At 30.6% G+C, this 16,441-nt stretch carries 16 protein-coding genes; 13 read left to right on the plus strand and 3 right to left on the minus strand.

From position 1 onward, the window contains the following. Window positions 1–20 precede the first annotated feature (20 nt). From HPRAE_RS02110 to HPRAE_RS02150, 9 genes are all read left to right on the plus strand, one after another. Window positions 21–230, plus strand: coding sequence for a ferritin family protein (locus HPRAE_RS02110; RefSeq protein WP_014552604.1), 210 nt, complete (start codon window positions 21–23; stop codon window positions 228–230). Window positions 231–259: 29 nt separating this feature from the next. Next, the gene (locus tag HPRAE_RS02115) at window positions 260–1,486 is read left to right on the plus strand and encodes an HD-GYP domain-containing protein (RefSeq protein WP_014552605.1); all 1,227 of its coding nucleotides are present in this window, start codon (window positions 260–262) and stop codon (window positions 1,484–1,486) included. A 23-nt stretch (window positions 1,487–1,509) separates the two neighbouring features. Continuing rightward, window positions 1,510–1,830 carry an STAS domain-containing protein gene (locus HPRAE_RS02120; protein ID WP_014552606.1) on the plus strand — a complete coding sequence of 107 codons (321 nt, stop codon included), beginning with the start codon at window positions 1,510–1,512 and terminating at the stop codon, window positions 1,828–1,830. 102 nt (window positions 1,831–1,932) lie between these two features. After that, the gene (locus HPRAE_RS02125; protein ID WP_014552607.1) at window positions 1,933–3,294 is read left to right on the plus strand and encodes a PP2C family protein-serine/threonine phosphatase; all 1,362 of its coding nucleotides are present in this window, start codon (window positions 1,933–1,935) and stop codon (window positions 3,292–3,294) included. Window positions 3,295–3,306: 12 nt separating this feature from the next. After that, window positions 3,307–3,654 carry an STAS domain-containing protein gene (locus HPRAE_RS02130; protein ID WP_014552608.1) on the plus strand — a complete coding sequence of 116 codons (348 nt, stop codon included), beginning with the start codon at window positions 3,307–3,309 and terminating at the stop codon, window positions 3,652–3,654. 26 nt (window positions 3,655–3,680) lie between these two features. After that, on the plus strand, window positions 3,681–4,109 hold the full coding sequence (locus HPRAE_RS02135) for an ATP-binding protein (protein ID WP_014552609.1): 429 nt from the start codon (window positions 3,681–3,683) through the stop codon (window positions 4,107–4,109). 33 nt (window positions 4,110–4,142) lie between these two features. Next, window positions 4,143–5,828, plus strand: coding sequence for a methyl-accepting chemotaxis protein (locus HPRAE_RS02140; protein ID WP_014552610.1), 1,686 nt, complete (start codon window positions 4,143–4,145; stop codon window positions 5,826–5,828). A 1-nt stretch (window position 5,829) separates the two neighbouring features. Beyond that, on the plus strand, window positions 5,830–7,026 hold the full coding sequence (locus HPRAE_RS02145) for a M20 metallopeptidase family protein (RefSeq protein ID WP_014552611.1): 1,197 nt from the start codon (window positions 5,830–5,832) through the stop codon (window positions 7,024–7,026). 66 nt (window positions 7,027–7,092) lie between these two features. Continuing rightward, entirely contained in the window at window positions 7,093–8,307 is a 1,215-nt protein-coding gene (locus HPRAE_RS02150) for a pyridoxal phosphate-dependent aminotransferase (protein WP_014552612.1), read from the plus strand. A gap of 47 nt (window positions 8,308–8,354) precedes the next feature. Here HPRAE_RS02150 and HPRAE_RS02155 read toward each other — a convergent pair whose 3' ends face one another. From HPRAE_RS02155 to HPRAE_RS02165, 3 genes are all read right to left on the minus strand, one after another. Continuing rightward, complete coding sequence (locus HPRAE_RS02155; protein ID WP_014552613.1) at window positions 8,355–10,274, minus strand: TRAP transporter permease; 1,920 nt, start codon at window positions 10,272–10,274, stop codon at window positions 8,355–8,357. Beyond that, on the minus strand, window positions 10,267–10,806 hold the full coding sequence (locus HPRAE_RS02160) for a DUF1850 domain-containing protein (protein ID WP_014552614.1): 540 nt from the start codon (window positions 10,804–10,806) through the stop codon (window positions 10,267–10,269). Before HPRAE_RS02160 ends, HPRAE_RS02155 begins: the two co-directional genes overlap by 8 nt. A 102-nt stretch (window positions 10,807–10,908) precedes the next feature. Further along, window positions 10,909–11,868, minus strand: a complete 960-nt coding sequence (locus HPRAE_RS02165; RefSeq protein WP_014552615.1) for a TAXI family TRAP transporter solute-binding subunit — start codon at window positions 11,866–11,868, stop codon at window positions 10,909–10,911. Window positions 11,869–12,304: 436 nt separating this feature from the next. On the opposite strand from HPRAE_RS02165, the gene HPRAE_RS02170 reads away from it, so the two are divergent. From HPRAE_RS02170 to hydE, 4 genes are read left to right on the plus strand one after another with little or no spacing between them, the layout of a single operon-like run. Then, window positions 12,305–12,562: a TM1266 family iron-only hydrogenase system putative regulator gene (locus HPRAE_RS02170; RefSeq protein WP_014552616.1), complete on the plus strand. Its 258-nt coding sequence runs from the start codon at window positions 12,305–12,307 to the stop codon at window positions 12,560–12,562. A 27-nt stretch (window positions 12,563–12,589) separates the two neighbouring features. Continuing rightward, on the plus strand, window positions 12,590–14,038 hold the full coding sequence (hydG, locus tag HPRAE_RS02175) for a [FeFe] hydrogenase H-cluster radical SAM maturase HydG (RefSeq protein WP_014552617.1): 1,449 nt from the start codon (window positions 12,590–12,592) through the stop codon (window positions 14,036–14,038). A gap of 17 nt (window positions 14,039–14,055) precedes the next feature. Next, window positions 14,056–15,303, plus strand: a complete 1,248-nt coding sequence (gene hydF, locus HPRAE_RS02180; RefSeq protein ID WP_014552618.1) for a [FeFe] hydrogenase H-cluster maturation GTPase HydF — start codon at window positions 14,056–14,058, stop codon at window positions 15,301–15,303. 23 nt (window positions 15,304–15,326) lie between these two features. Further along, window positions 15,327–16,373, plus strand: coding sequence for a [FeFe] hydrogenase H-cluster radical SAM maturase HydE (gene hydE / locus HPRAE_RS02185; protein WP_014552619.1), 1,047 nt, complete (start codon window positions 15,327–15,329; stop codon window positions 16,371–16,373). Window positions 16,374–16,441 lie beyond the last annotated feature (68 nt).

Raw genomic sequence — 16,441 nt, forward strand, 5'->3', positions numbered from 1 at the left:
TAGAAGAAGGAGGAATAAAAATGGATCCAGTTTTAGCAGGTATTTTAGAAGCAATTGATGAGGAAATTGCAGCACAAAAAAAATATCAGAAATTAAAGTCTCAGACTGATGATGAGATGGCCCAGGCTTTATTTGATCAACTAATTAAAGATGAAAAAGGGCATGAACGTTTACTAAGATCAAGATATGAAGCACTAAAAGATCATTTTGAGGAAAAAAATAATGCTTAACTAAAAATTCAGCTTTGGAGGTTGCCAGTTTGTTGAAAACAAAATTAAATTGTTTAGGAAAAATACCTGCAGCAAAAATGAGAGTTAGTGATCTGTTTATTACTATTTCTAGAGCTTTAGATATTGGGAGTTATGATATTTTAGATCATTCAAGTCGAGTTGCTTATATAGCTTTAGAAATTGCAGCAAAACTTAAGTTAACAGAAACAAAGAAAAATGAAATAGTCTTAGCAGCTTTAGTCCATGATTTGGGAATTATTAATTATGCTGATAAAGAAAAAGCTCAAAACTTTTTTGAATTGGAAGAAAAAGTTGCAGAAAACCATTCTCAAATTGGGGCTGAACTACTGCAAAAATTAGATTTCATGCCAGAACTTGCTCAAATTGTTTATTATCATCATCATAATTTTAGTCAGCAAAATATTGATGGTATTCAAAAAGAAGCAATACCGCTGGCCAGTAGAGTTATTAGACTGGCAGATCGCATTGAAGCTAGAGTTGCTGCAGATACTTTTATTTTAGAACAAAAAGAAGAAATTATGAGAGATATTAAGGTTAAATCTGGCAGTTGGTTTGATCCTAAATTAGTTAATATTTTTCTTGACTTAGCTCAAAAAGAATCATTCTGGTTAAATTTAGAAACTAAAGAATATAATCATATTTTAAGAAAATGGGGTAAAAATACTAAAAGAGATATAAATTTAGGTAATTTAGAGTCTTTAGCTAGTATAGTTGCTCATTTAATTGATCGAGTGAGTCCTTTTACATCCCGTCATAGTTCAGGAGTAGCTACTATTGCTGCAATGTTAACTAGTGAATTGGGATTTAATTTAAAAGAACAACGAGCAATTAGAATTGCTGGTTTATTTCATGATTTAGGTAAATTAATTGTACCAAATCAAATAATAGAAAAAAAGAGAGAATTAACTAATTCAGAATATAAGTTAATTAAGCAGCATACTTTTTATACTTATCGCCTCTTAAATAGAATTGAAGGTTTAGGTAGTATTCCAGAATGGGCTGCTTTTCACCATGAGCGACTTGACGGAACTGGTTATCCTTTTCGAATTAATGCTGAAAATTTAAATTTAGGTAGTAGAATAATGGCAATTAGTGATGTTTTTCAGGCTCTAACAGAAGATAGGCCTTATCGAGCAGCCTTTACTATTTCTAAAGCCCTTAAGATTATTGAGCAAATGCAGTTAGAATCTAAATTAGATAAAAATTTAGTGGCAGTTTTAAAAGAATCTATTTAATACTTAAATTAGGAGGTTTAAAGATGGAAAACAAGATTGAAATTATAGACGAAAAAGAGGTAGTTATTAGTCCAGTTGGCAATATAGATTTTTCTAATTCTCAAGTATTAAAAAAAGAATTATTAAGGTTTTTAGAAAAAGGATACCAAAAATTTATTATTGATTTTTCTGAAGTTGAAAGTATTGATAGTTCTGGTTTAGGGAAAATTTTACTTTTTCATAAGAGAATTAAAGAAAAAAAGGGAAAATTAATTATTAAAAATGTAAAAAGTAATTATATTAAGAATATGTTTGAATTAATTCATTTAAATAAAGTGATAGAAATTGAAACTGAGCTAAATTAGCTTCTATTTTAAATCCTAAAAAATTGATTTTTAGTAGTTTAAATTATATACTTAAATTATTAGGATTAATAATTATTAATTGATAAACTTAGGATGGATATTATGAAATCAGTATTATTTATATTTTTAGCTTTTTTTATATTAATTGCTTTTTTGATTTTTAAAAATTTAAATTATAAAAATAAAGTTGAAAAAATAGAAAAAAATTTAGCTGTTAAAGAAAAACAGCTGCATAAACAAGCTCAAAAAATAAATAGTTTAGAATTAGATATTAAAACTAAACTTGAGAAAGCAAGAAATATCCATCGTAGAATTTTGCCTGACCAATTAGTCGAACCTACAAATTATTTGGTTGTTGATTATTACCAGCCAGCAGAGTATATTGGTGGAGATGCTTATAATTTTTTTAAAATTGAGCATGAATTACTTGCTCCTTTTTTTGAACAATATCTACTTTATTTTTTTGATGTTTCTGGTCATGGAATTGATAGTACTTTGTTGGCTATTTTTATTAATGAAGCTATTGAAAACTATTTTAAGTTAAGGCATAATCCAGGTGAAAAGATATCGACAAGAGAATTGATTAATTATATTGATCAGCAGTATCAAAAAGAGGATTTTCCTGATGATTATCTAGTTTGTCTTTTTATTGGAGTTTTTGATCGCAAAAAAAATAGCTTAAATTATAGTTGTGGTGGTTTTCAATTTCCTCTTTATTTGAGCAAGCCAGAAGCTAAGTTAGAAAAAATAAATATTGGTGGTTTACCAATTTCTTCAGCTCTAGGTGCTCTAACAGATAGTAGAGCAGAAAAATCAATTAAAATTGAAGCAAATAACACTTTAATTTTATCAACAGATGGTTTATTAGAAGAAAATGATGGCACAGAAAATTATAATCAAAGATTAGAGAGATTATTAGCTGGATATAGTTTTTTGCCTGCTCCATTTTTAAAAGACTTAATTTGTTTAGATTTTTATTGTTTTACTAACGGTAAAACTGCAGCTGATGATATAACTATTTTATTTTTGGAAAGAATTGCAGCTGATTTAAGTATTGATTTTAACTTAGCTGAATCTAATTTTACTAAAAAAAGAGTGGAAGTTCTTGCTTTTTTAAAGCAATATCTAGATTTTGATTTAGAAAAGATAAAGCTATTAAAAAAACTTATAAAAAATACACTTCAAGTTGAACCTTTTGAACTAAAAGTAAAAATAATAAAAAAGGAAGAATTTATTTTTTTAAGCTTAGAAAGATTAAATAAGAGTAAATGGTCTAAAAATTTAATTGATTTGTATCCAGAATTAATTTCTCTAACTCAGCTTGATTTGCAAAATAAAATAAATAGTAAAAAAAATTATATTTTTCAAAAAGATAAAATTTATATAACTAAAAACAAAATGAAAACTAAGTTATATTTTTTAGTTTTAAAAAATAATTTTATTGAGAAACTAAGTCAAATTTAAAGGGGTGTTAAGATGATAAATGAGCCATTAAAAATAAGTTTAGAAGCAAATAAAGCTGTAATTAAATTTGAAGGTGAAGTTAATTTTGAAAATTCTAATCAGCTTAAAGAAAAAGTCAAAGCTGAATTAATAACTAATGAGGAAGTTGATGTTCTAATTATTGATCTTGCTCAGGTTTCTTATTTAGATAGTTCAGGTGTTGGATTGCTTTTATCTTTATTTAAATTTATGCAAAAAAGAGATGGTAGCTTAAAAGTAGTTAATCCAAATGCTAAATTGAAAAGAGTATTTGATGTTACTAAAATGAGAGAAATTATTCCTGTTTTTACAGATTTAGATAAAGCTTTAGCAGAATCATAAAAATAGTAGAAGCTGAGGTGGCTGGAATGGAAAATATTAAGTTAAATAAAACTTATCAGATAAATCCTAAAGCTGCAGAAATTACTATAGTTTTAAAAAAAATATTAAAAGCTTTAGAGCAGGCAGCTGAATTAGAGCCAGAGTTTCTTTGTAATTTGGAATTAGTATTAAGAGAAATGCTAGCAAATGCTATAGAACATGGCTGCAGCTTAGCTGCTGCTCAAAGTTCTAATCAGCAAAATTTGAAAGTTAAAATTAAAGTTAAATTAAGTTCTTCTATTTTAGAACTAAGTGTTCAGGATCCAGGGCCAGGCTTTAATTGGTTGAAACAAGATTTAAAAAATATGCCTAAATTTCAAGCTCGGGGTAGAGGCTTAAAAATTATTTGTAAATTAAGTAATCAACTTAATTTTAATCAGTCTGGAAACAAAATCAAGGCAAAGTTTTATTTATAAATTAAACTACTTTTATCTAATGGGGGTAAATTAATGCTAAAAAAAATTAAGGGATCAATGTTTGCTAAATTCATTTTGGCTTTTTTGGTTATAATTGTTTTATTTGCTACAGCTAGTTATATCGAATATCACTATTCACATCAGGTAATTAAGATGGAAGAAGAAATTATGGAAATGCAAGATTTTCAGTTGAAATTGACTAATTTAGAAATTGATCATCATTTATGGATGATTAGCTTGTATGAAATGTTAATTGGAGGAAATAGACCTCAACTTGGTGATCACACTGAGTGCAATTTAGGTCAATGGTATTATAGTATAGAGCCTGAACCATATTTTAAAAACCCTTATCAGGCAATGGAAAAGCCGCACGAGCTTTTACATAAACACGGCCAAGAAGTGGTAAAACTTTATCAAAAGGGAGAAGAAGCAAAGGCTTTAGAAATTTTTAAGCAAGATATTAAACCAAATCTAAATTTAGTTAGGAAAAATTTAACTGAGATGGTTGAGTTAACTGATCAAAAAATTAACCAGTTAAAACTTAAAAAAGATGAGATGCTTAGTTTTGCTGATTTTATCTTTTTTGCAGCCACAATTATTACTTTAGTACTTTCAATTTTAATTGCTTGGATTTTAACCAAAACTACTGTTGGTCCAATTAATAAGTTAGTTGAACAAGCAAATAAAGCAGCCAAAGGTGATTTAAGAAATAAAGTAGAAACTAAAAAAACTGACGAGTTGGGAGTTTTAATTGCTGCTTTTAACAATACTGTAGAAACTTTAAGAAATCTTGTTAGTAATATTAATGATAATTCGGAAGCTGTGGTAACAGCTGTAACCGATTTAAATACTGTTTCTGAGGATACTGGTCGGGGAGCAGAAGAAATAGCTCATAGTATTACTGAAGTTGCTCAGGGAAGTGAAGAAATTGGACGTGAAATTGCTAATGTTAAGGCAGTAGCATCAGAACTTGATCAAGAAGGTGGGAGTTTAAAAGAAAATACTGAAGAAAGTTTAAAATTAGCTGATCAATCAGCAGCAGCAGCAGTTCAAGGCCAAAAAGCTATTCAAGAAGCAATTAGTCAGCTAGATGTTGTTAGTGAAACTGTTAATTTTGCAACTGAAGCTATAGAAAAATTAGGTAAAAGATCAGAAGAAATTGGCTCAATGGTTAAAATGATTGAAGGTATTTCATCTCAAACTAATTTACTTGCTTTAAATGCTGCTATCGAAGCAGCCAGAGCTGGAGAAAAAGGTAGAGGTTTTTCAGTTGTAGCAGAAGAAGTTAGAGAGCTAGCAGAAGAATCATCTGAAGTTACAAATCAAATTAGTTCCTTAATTGAAGATATTCAGTCTGAAACTACAGCTACTGTAAATTCTATGGATACTAATATTGAAGAAGTTAATAAGCAGATTAAAATTATTAATCAAGCTGGAGATTCTTTAGAGCAAATGGTTAGTGCTTCTAATAAGACTAATAAAAAGGTTGAAGATATGCATGACTTTGCAGATCAATTAGATCAAATTATTGAGACTATTAATCAGGCAGTAGATTCAGTTGGTAGTGCAATTGAGAATAATTCTGCTAGTGCAGAAGAGGTTTCAGCCTTAGCTGAGGAACAAAGTGCTACAGTCGAAGAAATTTCTGCTTCTGCAGATGAATTAGAAAATATGGCAAAACATTTAGAACAATTAGTTAAGGAGTTTAAGGTGAACTAAAATGGCAAAAACTAAATTAACAAATTTAATTAAAAGTAAAGTTTTAGCAGTAGAAGAAAAAGTTATTAAAATTAGAAGGATAATTCATCAAAATCCAGAATTATCTTTTGCTGAAAAAGAAACAGCTGCTTTGGCAGCTGAAGAAATGAAAAACTTAGGCTTTGAAGTTAAAGAAAATATATATGGAACAGGGGTCACTGCTACTTTTATAAATAGCAGTGATCCAACTGCTAAAACCCTCTTAATTAGAGCAGATATGGATGCTCTACCTGTGCAGGAAAAAAATAGTTTGAATTTTAAATCGAAAAAAGAGGGAGTTATGCATGCTTGTGGACATGATGGCCATACTGCAATTTTAATTGGAACAGCAATTGTTCTAAAAAAATTAGCTCAAGAATTTGAGGGTAATTTAAAATTTGTTTTTCAGCCAGGAGAGGAAACTTCTGGCGGAGCTGCTGGAATGATCAAAGCAGGGATACTTAAAAATCCGAGTGTTGATGCAGCAATTGGACTCCATCTCTGGGGGAGTAGCCCAAAGGGCGTAGTTGAATATAAAACTGGCCCTTTAATGGCAGCAACTGATAGTTTTGATTTAGAAATAATAGGGAATGGTGGTCATGCAGCTCGTCCTCAAAATACTATTGATCCAATTCCAATTGGAGCTGAAATAGTTTCGGCCTTACAAACTTTAGTTAGTCGTCGAATTGATCCTTTAGATTCAGCTGTAATTTCGGTTTGTAATTTTGAAGCAGGTACTACCCATAATATTATCCCAGATCGAGCAATCTTAAAAGCAACAGTTCGTTCTTTAAAAAGTGAGATACGAGAAAAATTAGCAACTAATATAAAAAAAATAATTGCTAATATCTGTGATATTTATGGGGCTGATTATAAGCTCGATTATAATTTTGGTTATCCTGCGGTAATAAATGATGCAGCTTTAACTAAAATTTTGGCTCAAGCAGCTGTTAAAGTTTTAGGTAAAGAGCGAGTACAAAAACGACAGCAAGCGGAAATGGGAGGAGAAGACTTTGCTTATTTTAATCAATCTATACCAGCTGTTTTTTATTTTTTAGGAATTGCTCCTCCAGGTCAAATAATAAATCATCATCAGTCTGATTTTCAATTTGATGATTCAGTTTTAAAAGATGGTGTAGCAGTTATGGTGCAGACTGCTTTAGATTTCTTTGCTAATTAATATTAATTAAATTGAGCTTAATCTTATAAAGAGTAGTTAGAATTGAGTAAAAATGGAGGCAGAAATATGGATTATATAAAAAAATCACTTAAGTTAGACAATGTTTGTTATGATATTAGGGGCCCGGTATTAGAAGAGGCAACTAGATTAGAAGAAGAAGGATATAATATTTATAAATTAAATATTGGAAATACAGCTCCTTTTGGGTTTAATGCTCCAGATGAAATTATTCATGATGTAATGTATAATTTGAAAAATGCTCAGGGTTATTGTGATTCTAAGGGTATTTTTTCAGCTCGTAAAGCTGTAATGCAGTATTATCAAAAAAAGGGAATTATGGATGTTGAGATTAATGATATTTATATAGGTAATGGAGTTAGTGAACTTATAACTTTAGCAATGCAGGGATTATTAGATAGTGGAGATGAAGTTTTAATTCCGATGCCTGATTATCCACTTTGGACAGCTTCAGTTAATTTAGCTGGAGGAAAAGCAGTTCACTATCTTTGTGATGAAGAATCTAATTGGTATCCAGATTTAGTTGATATTCGGGCCAAAATTAATCAAAATACTAAGGCTATAGTAATTATTAATCCCAATAATCCCACAGGAGCAAATTATCCTCAGGAAATTTTAGAAGGGATTATAAAAATTGCTAAAGAAAATCAACTTATTATTTATAGTGATGAAATTTATGAAAAAATAACATATAATAAACAAAAACATTGTTCAATCGCAACTTTAACTGATGATGTCTTAGTTGTTACTTTTAGTGGTCTTTCTAAGTCACATAGAATTCCTGGATTTAGAGCTGGTTGGATGATGATTAGTGGAAAAAAATATCATGCTCAAGGTTATATAGAAGGCTTAAATATACTTTCTTCAATGAGACTTTGTAGTAATGTTCCTTCTCAATATGCTATTCAAACTTCTTTGGGGGGCTATCAAAGTATTGATGAATTAGTATTACCTGGTGGACGCTTAAAAGAACAACGAGATTTAGCTCATAAGCTTTTAACTGATATTCCTGGAATTAGTTGTGTTAAACCAGATGCAGGACTTTATCTTTTTCCTAAAATAGATACTGATCTTTATAATATAAAAAATGATGAGCAATTTATTTTAGATTTATTAATTCAAGAAAAAGTACTTTTAGTTCAAGGAAGTGGTTTTAATTGGCCTAAACCAAATCATTTTAGAGTAGTTTTTTTACCAGGGGAAGAAGATCTCAAAATTGCTCTTGGACGTTTGCATAAATTTTTGAATAATTATAAACAGTAAATTAAAAAGGACAACTAGAAGTTAAACACTAGTTGTCCTTTAATTGATTACTGAGTTTTTTTGTTTCTAAACTGCAAATAAATAACTATTGCTAGTAAAATAAGACCTAAAATATCAGTTTTCCAGTCTGGGATTAAGAGCGCAAAAGAACTGATGAAAAGCAATAATCTTTCTAAAAATGTTGTTTTTCGATTTAGATAAGCAAGAACTGCAGCTGCTAAAGCAAAAACTCCTAGAATAGAACTACCAGTAATTAAAATAACTTGTGTTATTTTACTATCAATTAAAAGTAGTGAAGGAGAATAAGCAAAAACAAAAGGAACTACAAAACCAGCTACTGCTAATTTAACTGCTGTAAGTCCTGTTTTTAAAGGGTTAGAACCCGCTATTCCTGCGCCAGCATAAGCGGCTAAAGCGGCTGGCGGTGTTAAGTCTGCTACTACTCCAAAATAAAGTACAAATAAGTGGGCTGCTATAATAGGCACTCCAAGTTGGGTTAAGGCAGGTGCGGCCATTGTAGCTAAAACAATATAAGTAGCAGTTGTTGGTAAACCTGTTCCTAAAATGGTACAAGCCACCATAGTAAAGAAAAGAGCTAAAAATAAATTTCCATTGGCTAAAGCTACTGTTAAACTGGTAAATTTAAGTCCAAGTCCAGTTAAAGTAGTAACTCCAACTATAAATCCTACTGCAGCACAAGCTGCTGCAACACCTAAAGCAGAAATAGCACCTTCTCTTAAAGTATCACTTAAATCCTGCAGACTCATTCTTGTATCTTTTTTTAGAAAGCTTAAAGCAAAAGAAACTAAAATTCCTAAAAAAGCAGCTCGTAGAGGTGTATAACCTTTAAAAAGATAATAAAAAATAATTATTAAAGGAACAATCATATGACCTCTAGTTTTGATAACAGTTAAAAATTTAGGAATTAAATTTGCTTCCATCCCTTTTAAACCTTGTTTTTTTGCTTCAAAGTGAACCATTAAACCAACAGTAATATAATATAAAATAGCTGGTAAAATTGCTGCTTTGGCAATAGTTACATAAGGTACTCCAATAAATTCGGCCATAATAAAAGCTGCAGCTCCCATAATTGGTGGCATTATCTGTCCTCCAGTAGAGGCTGCTGCTTCTACTGCAGCTGCAAAACGTGAATTATAACCAACTCTTTTCATTAAGGGAATAGTAAAAGAACCAGTTGTTACTGTATTAGCAACTGAACTTCCGGAAATAGAACCCATTAAACCACTAGAAACAACAGCTGCTTTGGCTGGTCCTCCAGTTGTTCGACCAGTTAAAGAAAGAGCTAAGTCAATAAATAGATCACCTAAGCCTGTTCTTTTGGCAAAGGCTCCTAAAAGTAAAAAGAGGAAGATATAAGTAGCAGAGACTCCAAGTGGAATCCCAAAAATACCTTCTGTAGTAAAATACATATGACTAGCGATTCTAGACCAAGAATAACCACGATGTGCTAACATTCCTGGCATTTGTTGACCATAATGTGCATAAAGTAAAAAGAGGATCGAAATAATAGGTAATTCAGGGCCTAAAGCTCTTCGAGTTCCTTCTAAAACAATTATTATTGCTAATATCGCCATAAAATGATCAAGTTGAGTAAACATTCCAGCCCGCTGTACAAGTTCTTGATAGTTAATTATAATATAAGTTGAGATTGCTATACTACTGAATGCTAAAAGTAAATCAAAAGTCAATAAAAGTTTATTTGCTTTTTGTTTTTTTAAAGTCGGATAGAGCAGGAAAATCAAAGTGAAAATAAAACCAAGGTGGACTGCTCTTTGTTTTAAGGCAATTAAAACCCCAAAACCAGCTGTATAGAGATGAAATAAAGATAAACTAACAGCAATTGTTGAAACAAGGATGGCGGCTAAGCCTGTATAATGTCGATAATCAGTTTTAGGATCATATTTTTTAAGTAATTCATCTTCTTGTAAGTGTTCTTTTTCAGCCATTATAATACCTCCTTAAGATAAAACTTAAATAGCTAATTTTTTTAATTTTAATCTGAAATAAAGTTTCATTTTTTGCTAGTTTAAATAATTTATAAGTTTTCTGATTGTAAATAAATTCTGTTTGAGCATAATTACTAACTCTAAGCATAATTTCTGGTAAAACTTGGTCTATATTTTGAATGATAAACTTATTATCTTTTAAAATATAGTCTCCTAAATTATTAGAAGTGGGAAGACCAGCTCCATATGATTGATATTCTGTGCCAGTTAGTAATATTTTTTGGTCTTTAATTTTAAAAAATTCGATTACTGGAGTTCTAGCAACCGAATGTAGGTATTTGAGACTAAATTGATCTCCATTATCTACTTTTTCTGCTAAAATTGTTTTGTCTGCTTGATAATCTATAATTTCTAAAAAACTAATTTTAATAAAATTAAGGCTAAAAATAAGAATTAAAGATAAAAAGATTAAATAAAATGATTTGAATTTAATTTTTTTTAGCATAATAAATAAGAGCCGGGTATTTTTCAATACCCGGATGTCCTCCTTTTAAATAAATTTAGAGGTTTAATATTAATTTTAAAAACTCAATTTTAATTTGAATAATTTTGTTAATCAAACTTGATTGAAAGCTTATTTTAGTTCTTGATAATATTTTTGAGCTCCAGGATGTAAATCAACAGTCATTCCTGTTTTTGCTCCTTCTAAAGTAATATCTTTAGCTCTAGCATGAGCTGCAATTAAAGTTTCTCTATTTTCAAAAATGGCTTGAGTAATATTATAGACTAACTCTTCACTTAAGTCTGAATCAACAACTAAAATCGCCTGTAAAGCAACTGTTTGTACATCTGTTTCTAAACCATTATAAGTTCCTGCTGGAACTGTAACTCCAGTTAAATAGGGATAAGCTTCATTTAAGGCTTTTATTTCTTGATCACTAAACTTGAGCAGTGAAATCGACTGAGTGGCTGCTACATCCATTACTGCTGCAGTTGGAATTCCTGCTGTTAAAAAAGCTGCATCAATTTGTCTATCTTTAAGTCTGCTTGCTGCTTCTCCAAAAGATAAGTAGTCTTCGTCAATGTCTTCATAATCTAAACCAAAGAGACTCAAAATTTGACTAGCATTTGCTTCAGCTCCACTACCAGGAGCTCCAACAGCAACGCTTTTTCCTTTAAGATCTGCAATACTTTTTATATTTGCATCATCCCGTACAATAATTTGGATGACTTCGGGATATAAAGCTGCTATCCCTTGCATATTATTAACCTGATTGCCCTCAAATTGACGCTCACCTTTGATGGCATAATTTGCAATATCATTTTGTAAGATTGCAAGTTCAACTTCTTGATTATAAATAAGGCGAGTATTTGTAACTGAGGCACCTGTGGATTGGGCAGAGGCATTTAAATTTTCAATATTTTCATTTAAGACTTTGGCAATTGCTCCACCGATTGGATAATAGGTACCAGAAGTACCTCCAGTTGCAATGGAAAGAAAAGTAGTTGGTTGAGCACTAACTACCCCTGTTAATAAAAGACTGAATAGAATAACTACTGTAAAAATAAAAAAAGTTTTTTTCTTTTTAAACATAAATTATCGCTTCTCCCTTCTTAGTTTAACTAATCTACTACTTTAGCATTCTAAAGCAAAATATTTTTAGAATAAAATACTCCTAATTAATTATACACTAAATATTATAAAAAAGCAATAACTCTATATTATCTTTATTGATGATTAGAATTATTTAAATACTATTAAGTAGCTTAAAAAACATAATACTCATTATTATAATTTTAAAAATATTTTTAAGTGAAAACTTGAACAAAGTCTAAAAATAGGTTATACTTAATTTAAAGTAAAATATCTGATCAGCTGGGGTAACCTATCTGAAAGGAGATTAAATTAAAGCACTTCCTGAATTTAAGGAAAAATTCTAAGAATCAGGGGAGGGATCTTTCTATGTCTAAATTGTATATATTGGTACCTGGTTAAAAAGAAATTAATCACAAACTATTGGAGGCAAATAATGAAAAAAAGAATTGGTTCAGTAGCAGTAGTTGTTGATAAAAGAGAAAAAGTTAGTGATCAGATTAATAAAATATTGAGTAAAAATGCAGAATGTATTATTGGGAGAATGGGAATTCCTTCGGCTGAACATGGTTTATCAATGATTTCTTTAATTGTAGAAGGTACTCCTGATCAAATTGGAGCAATTACTGGTCAGTTAGGAAATTTACCAGGAGTTAATTTAAAATCAGCTTTAACTGCTGTTGAAGTAGAATGATTTTTTTTAAAATTAAAGGAGGCTATTATGACTCAAATAAATTATTTTAAAGAAGAATTTGGAGATGACTACAGAACTGAAGTTTGTGACTATATAACTGATGCTAAAGTAGAGTCTATTTTGGCTGCAGCTAAAGAACCTAAGCCAGCAGAAGTTAAGAGAATAATTGATAAGGCTTTAGAATTAAATGGAATTAGTCCTGTAGAAGCGGCAACTTTACTACAGGTTGAATCAAAAGAGCTAATAGCAGAATTTTTAGAAGCAGCTCGCAAAGTTAAAGAAGAAATTTATGGGAAGCGTTTAGTTATTTTTGCTCCCTTATATTTTGCTAATCAATGTATAAATGATTGTCTTTACTGTGGTTTTCGCAAAGATAATCATCAAATTGATAGGAAAAAATTGAGCCAAGCCGAAATTAGAAAAGAAGTAGCAGCTTTAGAAAAAGAAGGCCATAAAAGACTTTTAGTTTTAACTGGTGAAGCTCCAAATACAGATTTAGATTATGTAGTAGAAAGTATTAAAACTGCTTATGATGTTCAAACTGAAAATGGAGGAGAGATTAGAAGAATTAATGCTGAAATTGCTCCTTTAGGAACTGAAGATTTTAAGAAATTAAAAGAATCTGAAATTGGAACTTATACTTGTTTTCAGGAAACATATAATAGAAAACAGTATGCAAAATTACATCCATCTGGTCCTAAAAGTAATTATGAATGGCGGCTTTCAGTAATGGATAGAGCCCAAGAAGCTGGAATTGATGATGTAGGGATTGGAGCTTTATTTGGACTTTATGATTATAAGTTTGATGTGATTGGAATGCTCTTACATGCAGAATATCTGGATAAAAAGTGGGGAGTTGGTCCTCATACAGTTTCAGTACCCAGACTTAATCCAGCTATGGGAACTCCTCTAGATGAAGTTCCTTACCCAGTTTCAGACGCTGATTTCCGTAAATTGGTAGCGGTTTTAAGACTGGCAATTCCTTATACAGGGATGATTTTATCAACCAGAGAAACTACAGAGATGCGGAATGAATTATTTGAACATGGAGTTTCACAGATATCAGCAGGTTCTCGGACCACTCCTGGTGGCTATGAAAAAAAAGATAATGATCAAGAAGAATTAGCTCAGTTTTCTTTACATGATTTAAGACCAATTGATGAAATAATAACTGGGATAGCGAAAGAAGGTTATATTCCTAGTTTCTGTACAGCTTGTTATCGTTTAGGTAGAACAGGAAAAGATTTTATGGATTTAGCTAAACCTGGTAAAATACAGGAATTTTGTCGTCCAAATGCAATGCTTACTTTTAAAGAATATTTAGAAGATTATGGAACTGAAACAAGTCGTAAATATGGTAAAAAATGTTTAAAAGAAATGATGGAAAAATTGGAAAAGGATAATCCGAAATTAGCAGCAAGTATTGCTACAAAATTAGCAGCCATTGCTGAAGGAGAACATGACTTATATCTTTAAAATAAGGAAGTGGAAAGATGAATTCTACAGCCAAAGGAGATAGACCTCATATAGCAGTTTTTGGCAGAAGAAATGTCGGTAAATCATCTTTGATTAATAGATTAACAAACCAAGATTTAGCCCTTGTTTCTAGTCAGCCAGGAACAACAACAGATCCTGTTTATAAGGCAATGGAACTTTTGCCTATTGGCCCAGTAATGATAATTGATACAGCAGGTATTGATGATCAGGGAGAACTGGGAGCAATGAGAATTAAAAAAACAAAAGAAATTATGAGAAAAACGGATTTAGCTTTATTAGTTATTTCTGCTGCTCAAGGAGCAGGAGACTTTGAAAGAAAATTAATTAAAGATTTTAAAGAGAAAAATATTCCTTTTTTAACTATTTTAAATAAAATAGATATTTTAAAGGATTTAAACTCTGAACAAGTAGAATTAAAATCTGAATTAAAAGACTTTTTTCTGAAAAATAATTTAGAAGTTATTAAAGTAAGTTCCAAAAAAGAAATTAATATAGATCTGATTAGAGAAAAAATAGCTCAAAAAATGCCAAGAGACTATAGTCGAGATACAATTATGGGGGATTTAATTGAGCCAGGAGATCTGGTGGTTTTAGTAACTCCTATTGATAGTGCTGCTCCTAAAGGAAGGCTTATTTTACCACAAGTTCAGACAATCAGAGATGTTTTAGATCATCAAGCAACTGCTTTAGTAACCAAAAAAGTAGATTTAGAAACAGAATTAGCTAAATTAAAAACTCAAGCTAAAATTGTAGTTACAGATTCACAGGCTTTTGCAGAAGTTTCTAAAACAGTTCCAGCAGATATTTTGTTAACTGGTTTTTCAGTTCTTTTTGCCCGCTATAAGGGTGATTTAGAAAGTTTTGTTCAAGGGGCCAAAAAAATAAAAGAACTAAAAGCAGGAGATAAAGTATTAATAGCCGAGTCTTGTACCCATCGTCGTCAAAAAGATGATATAGGTACAGTTAAAATTCCTAATTGGTTAAGGCAGAAAATTGAGCCAGAACTTCAATTTGAGCATACTGCTGGTCGAGACTTTCCCGCTGATTTAAGTCAATATAGTTTAATTTTACAGTGTGGAAGTTGTATGTTAAATAGAAAAGAACTTTTATCAAGATTAGCAGAAGCAGAAAAAGCAGGAATTCCAATAGTTAATTATGGGATAGCAATTGCTTTTTTACATGGTATTTTAGATAGAGCTTTAAAACCTTTTCCTAAAGCTCTAGCGTGCTGGCAAAAAGATTAAATTAGATAGGAGATGTGATATAATTGAATCAGTTTAAAATTAAACAATTAGTTGATCAAGCCTTTACTAAAAATAACTTGACCAAAGCTGAAATTACCGCTTTATTAAAGACTGAACTTAAAGATCTTGCTTATTTAATAGAAAAAGCAGACCAAAAACGAGCAGCAATTTGTGGGAATCAAGTTCATTTAAGAGCAATTATTGAGTTTTCTAGTTATTGTAAACAAAATTGCTATTATTGTGGTTTAAGAAAAGATAATAAAGAAATTAAGCGTTATCAATTAAAAAAAGAAGAAATTGTAAAAACAGCTCAAATGGCATCAGAACTTGGCTATCAGACAGTTGTTTTACAATCTGGAGAAGATGAATATCCAGCTCAAACAATTGCAGAAATTATTAGAGAAATTAAAGCTAAAACTAAGATGGCTATTACCTTAAGTTTAGGTGAAAGAGATTTTGCTGCCTATAAGCTTTGGCGAGAAGCTGGAGCAGATCGATATTTACTTAAACATGAAATTGCAGATCGCTCTCTTTATCAAAAATATCATCCTAAAATGAGTTATGAAAATAGAATTGAAAGCTTAGAATATCTAAAACTAATTGGTTATCAAATTGGGAGTGGAGTTATTATAGGATTACCAGGTCAGACTCCAGAAATTTTGGCTGAAGATTTATTATTATGTCAAGATTTAGAACTTGATATGATTGGTTCTGGTCCTTTTATACCTCACCAAGCTACTCCTTTAAAAGCAAGTAAGCAAGGAACAGTTGCTATGACTTTAAAATTTACAGCTTTAAGTAGATTACTTTTACCTTTAGCTCATATCCCAGCTACTACAGCTTTGGGGACAATTGATGTTGAAGGCAGACAAAAAGCATTACAAGCAGGAGCAAATGTAGTGATGCCTAATGTTACAGATGGTAAATATCGAGAGCAGTATCAGATTTATCCTGATAAAATTTGTGTAAACGAAGAAGCAGGAGACTGTAGACAATGTATTGGAGGAATCATTAGTTCTTTAGGTAGAGAAGTTAGTCAAACTAAAGGTCATAGCTTAAGAAAAGACTAAATAAAAATCCCACAAGCTTTTAATGAAAAAGTTTGTGGGATTAAAAATTATATTTTTAAATATAATTT

The organism is Halanaerobium praevalens DSM 2228, assembly GCF_000165465.1.
GTDB lineage: Bacteria > Bacillota > Halanaerobiia > Halanaerobiales > Halanaerobiaceae > Halanaerobium > Halanaerobium praevalens.

Excerpts from the sequence above, each read along its gene's own strand:
- hydG (WP_014552617.1), top strand. The coding sequence starts at position 12,590 with ATGACTCAAATAAATTATTTTAAAGAAGAATTTGGAGATGACTACAGA.
- HPRAE_RS02145 (WP_014552611.1), top strand. The coding sequence starts at position 5,830 with ATGGCAAAAACTAAATTAACAAATTTAATTAAAAGTAAAGTTTTAGCA.
- HPRAE_RS02120 (WP_014552606.1), top strand. The coding sequence starts at position 1,510 with ATGGAAAACAAGATTGAAATTATAGACGAAAAAGAGGTAGTTATTAGT.
- HPRAE_RS02110 (WP_014552604.1), top strand. The coding sequence starts at position 21 with ATGGATCCAGTTTTAGCAGGTATTTTAGAAGCAATTGATGAGGAAATT.
- HPRAE_RS02165 (WP_014552615.1), bottom strand. The coding sequence starts at position 11,868 with ATGTTTAAAAAGAAAAAAACTTTTTTTATTTTTACAGTAGTTATTCTA.
- HPRAE_RS02130 (WP_014552608.1), top strand. The coding sequence starts at position 3,307 with ATGATAAATGAGCCATTAAAAATAAGTTTAGAAGCAAATAAAGCTGTA.
- HPRAE_RS02125 (WP_014552607.1), top strand. The coding sequence starts at position 1,933 with ATGAAATCAGTATTATTTATATTTTTAGCTTTTTTTATATTAATTGCT.
- HPRAE_RS02140 (WP_014552610.1), top strand. The coding sequence starts at position 4,143 with ATGCTAAAAAAAATTAAGGGATCAATGTTTGCTAAATTCATTTTGGCT.
- hydF (WP_014552618.1), top strand. The coding sequence starts at position 14,056 with ATGAATTCTACAGCCAAAGGAGATAGACCTCATATAGCAGTTTTTGGC.
- HPRAE_RS02150 (WP_014552612.1), top strand. The coding sequence starts at position 7,093 with ATGGATTATATAAAAAAATCACTTAAGTTAGACAATGTTTGTTATGAT.
- HPRAE_RS02170 (WP_014552616.1), top strand. The coding sequence starts at position 12,305 with ATGAAAAAAAGAATTGGTTCAGTAGCAGTAGTTGTTGATAAAAGAGAA.
- HPRAE_RS02155 (WP_014552613.1), bottom strand. The coding sequence starts at position 10,274 with ATGGCTGAAAAAGAACACTTACAAGAAGATGAATTACTTAAAAAATAT.
- HPRAE_RS02135 (WP_014552609.1), top strand. The coding sequence starts at position 3,681 with ATGGAAAATATTAAGTTAAATAAAACTTATCAGATAAATCCTAAAGCT.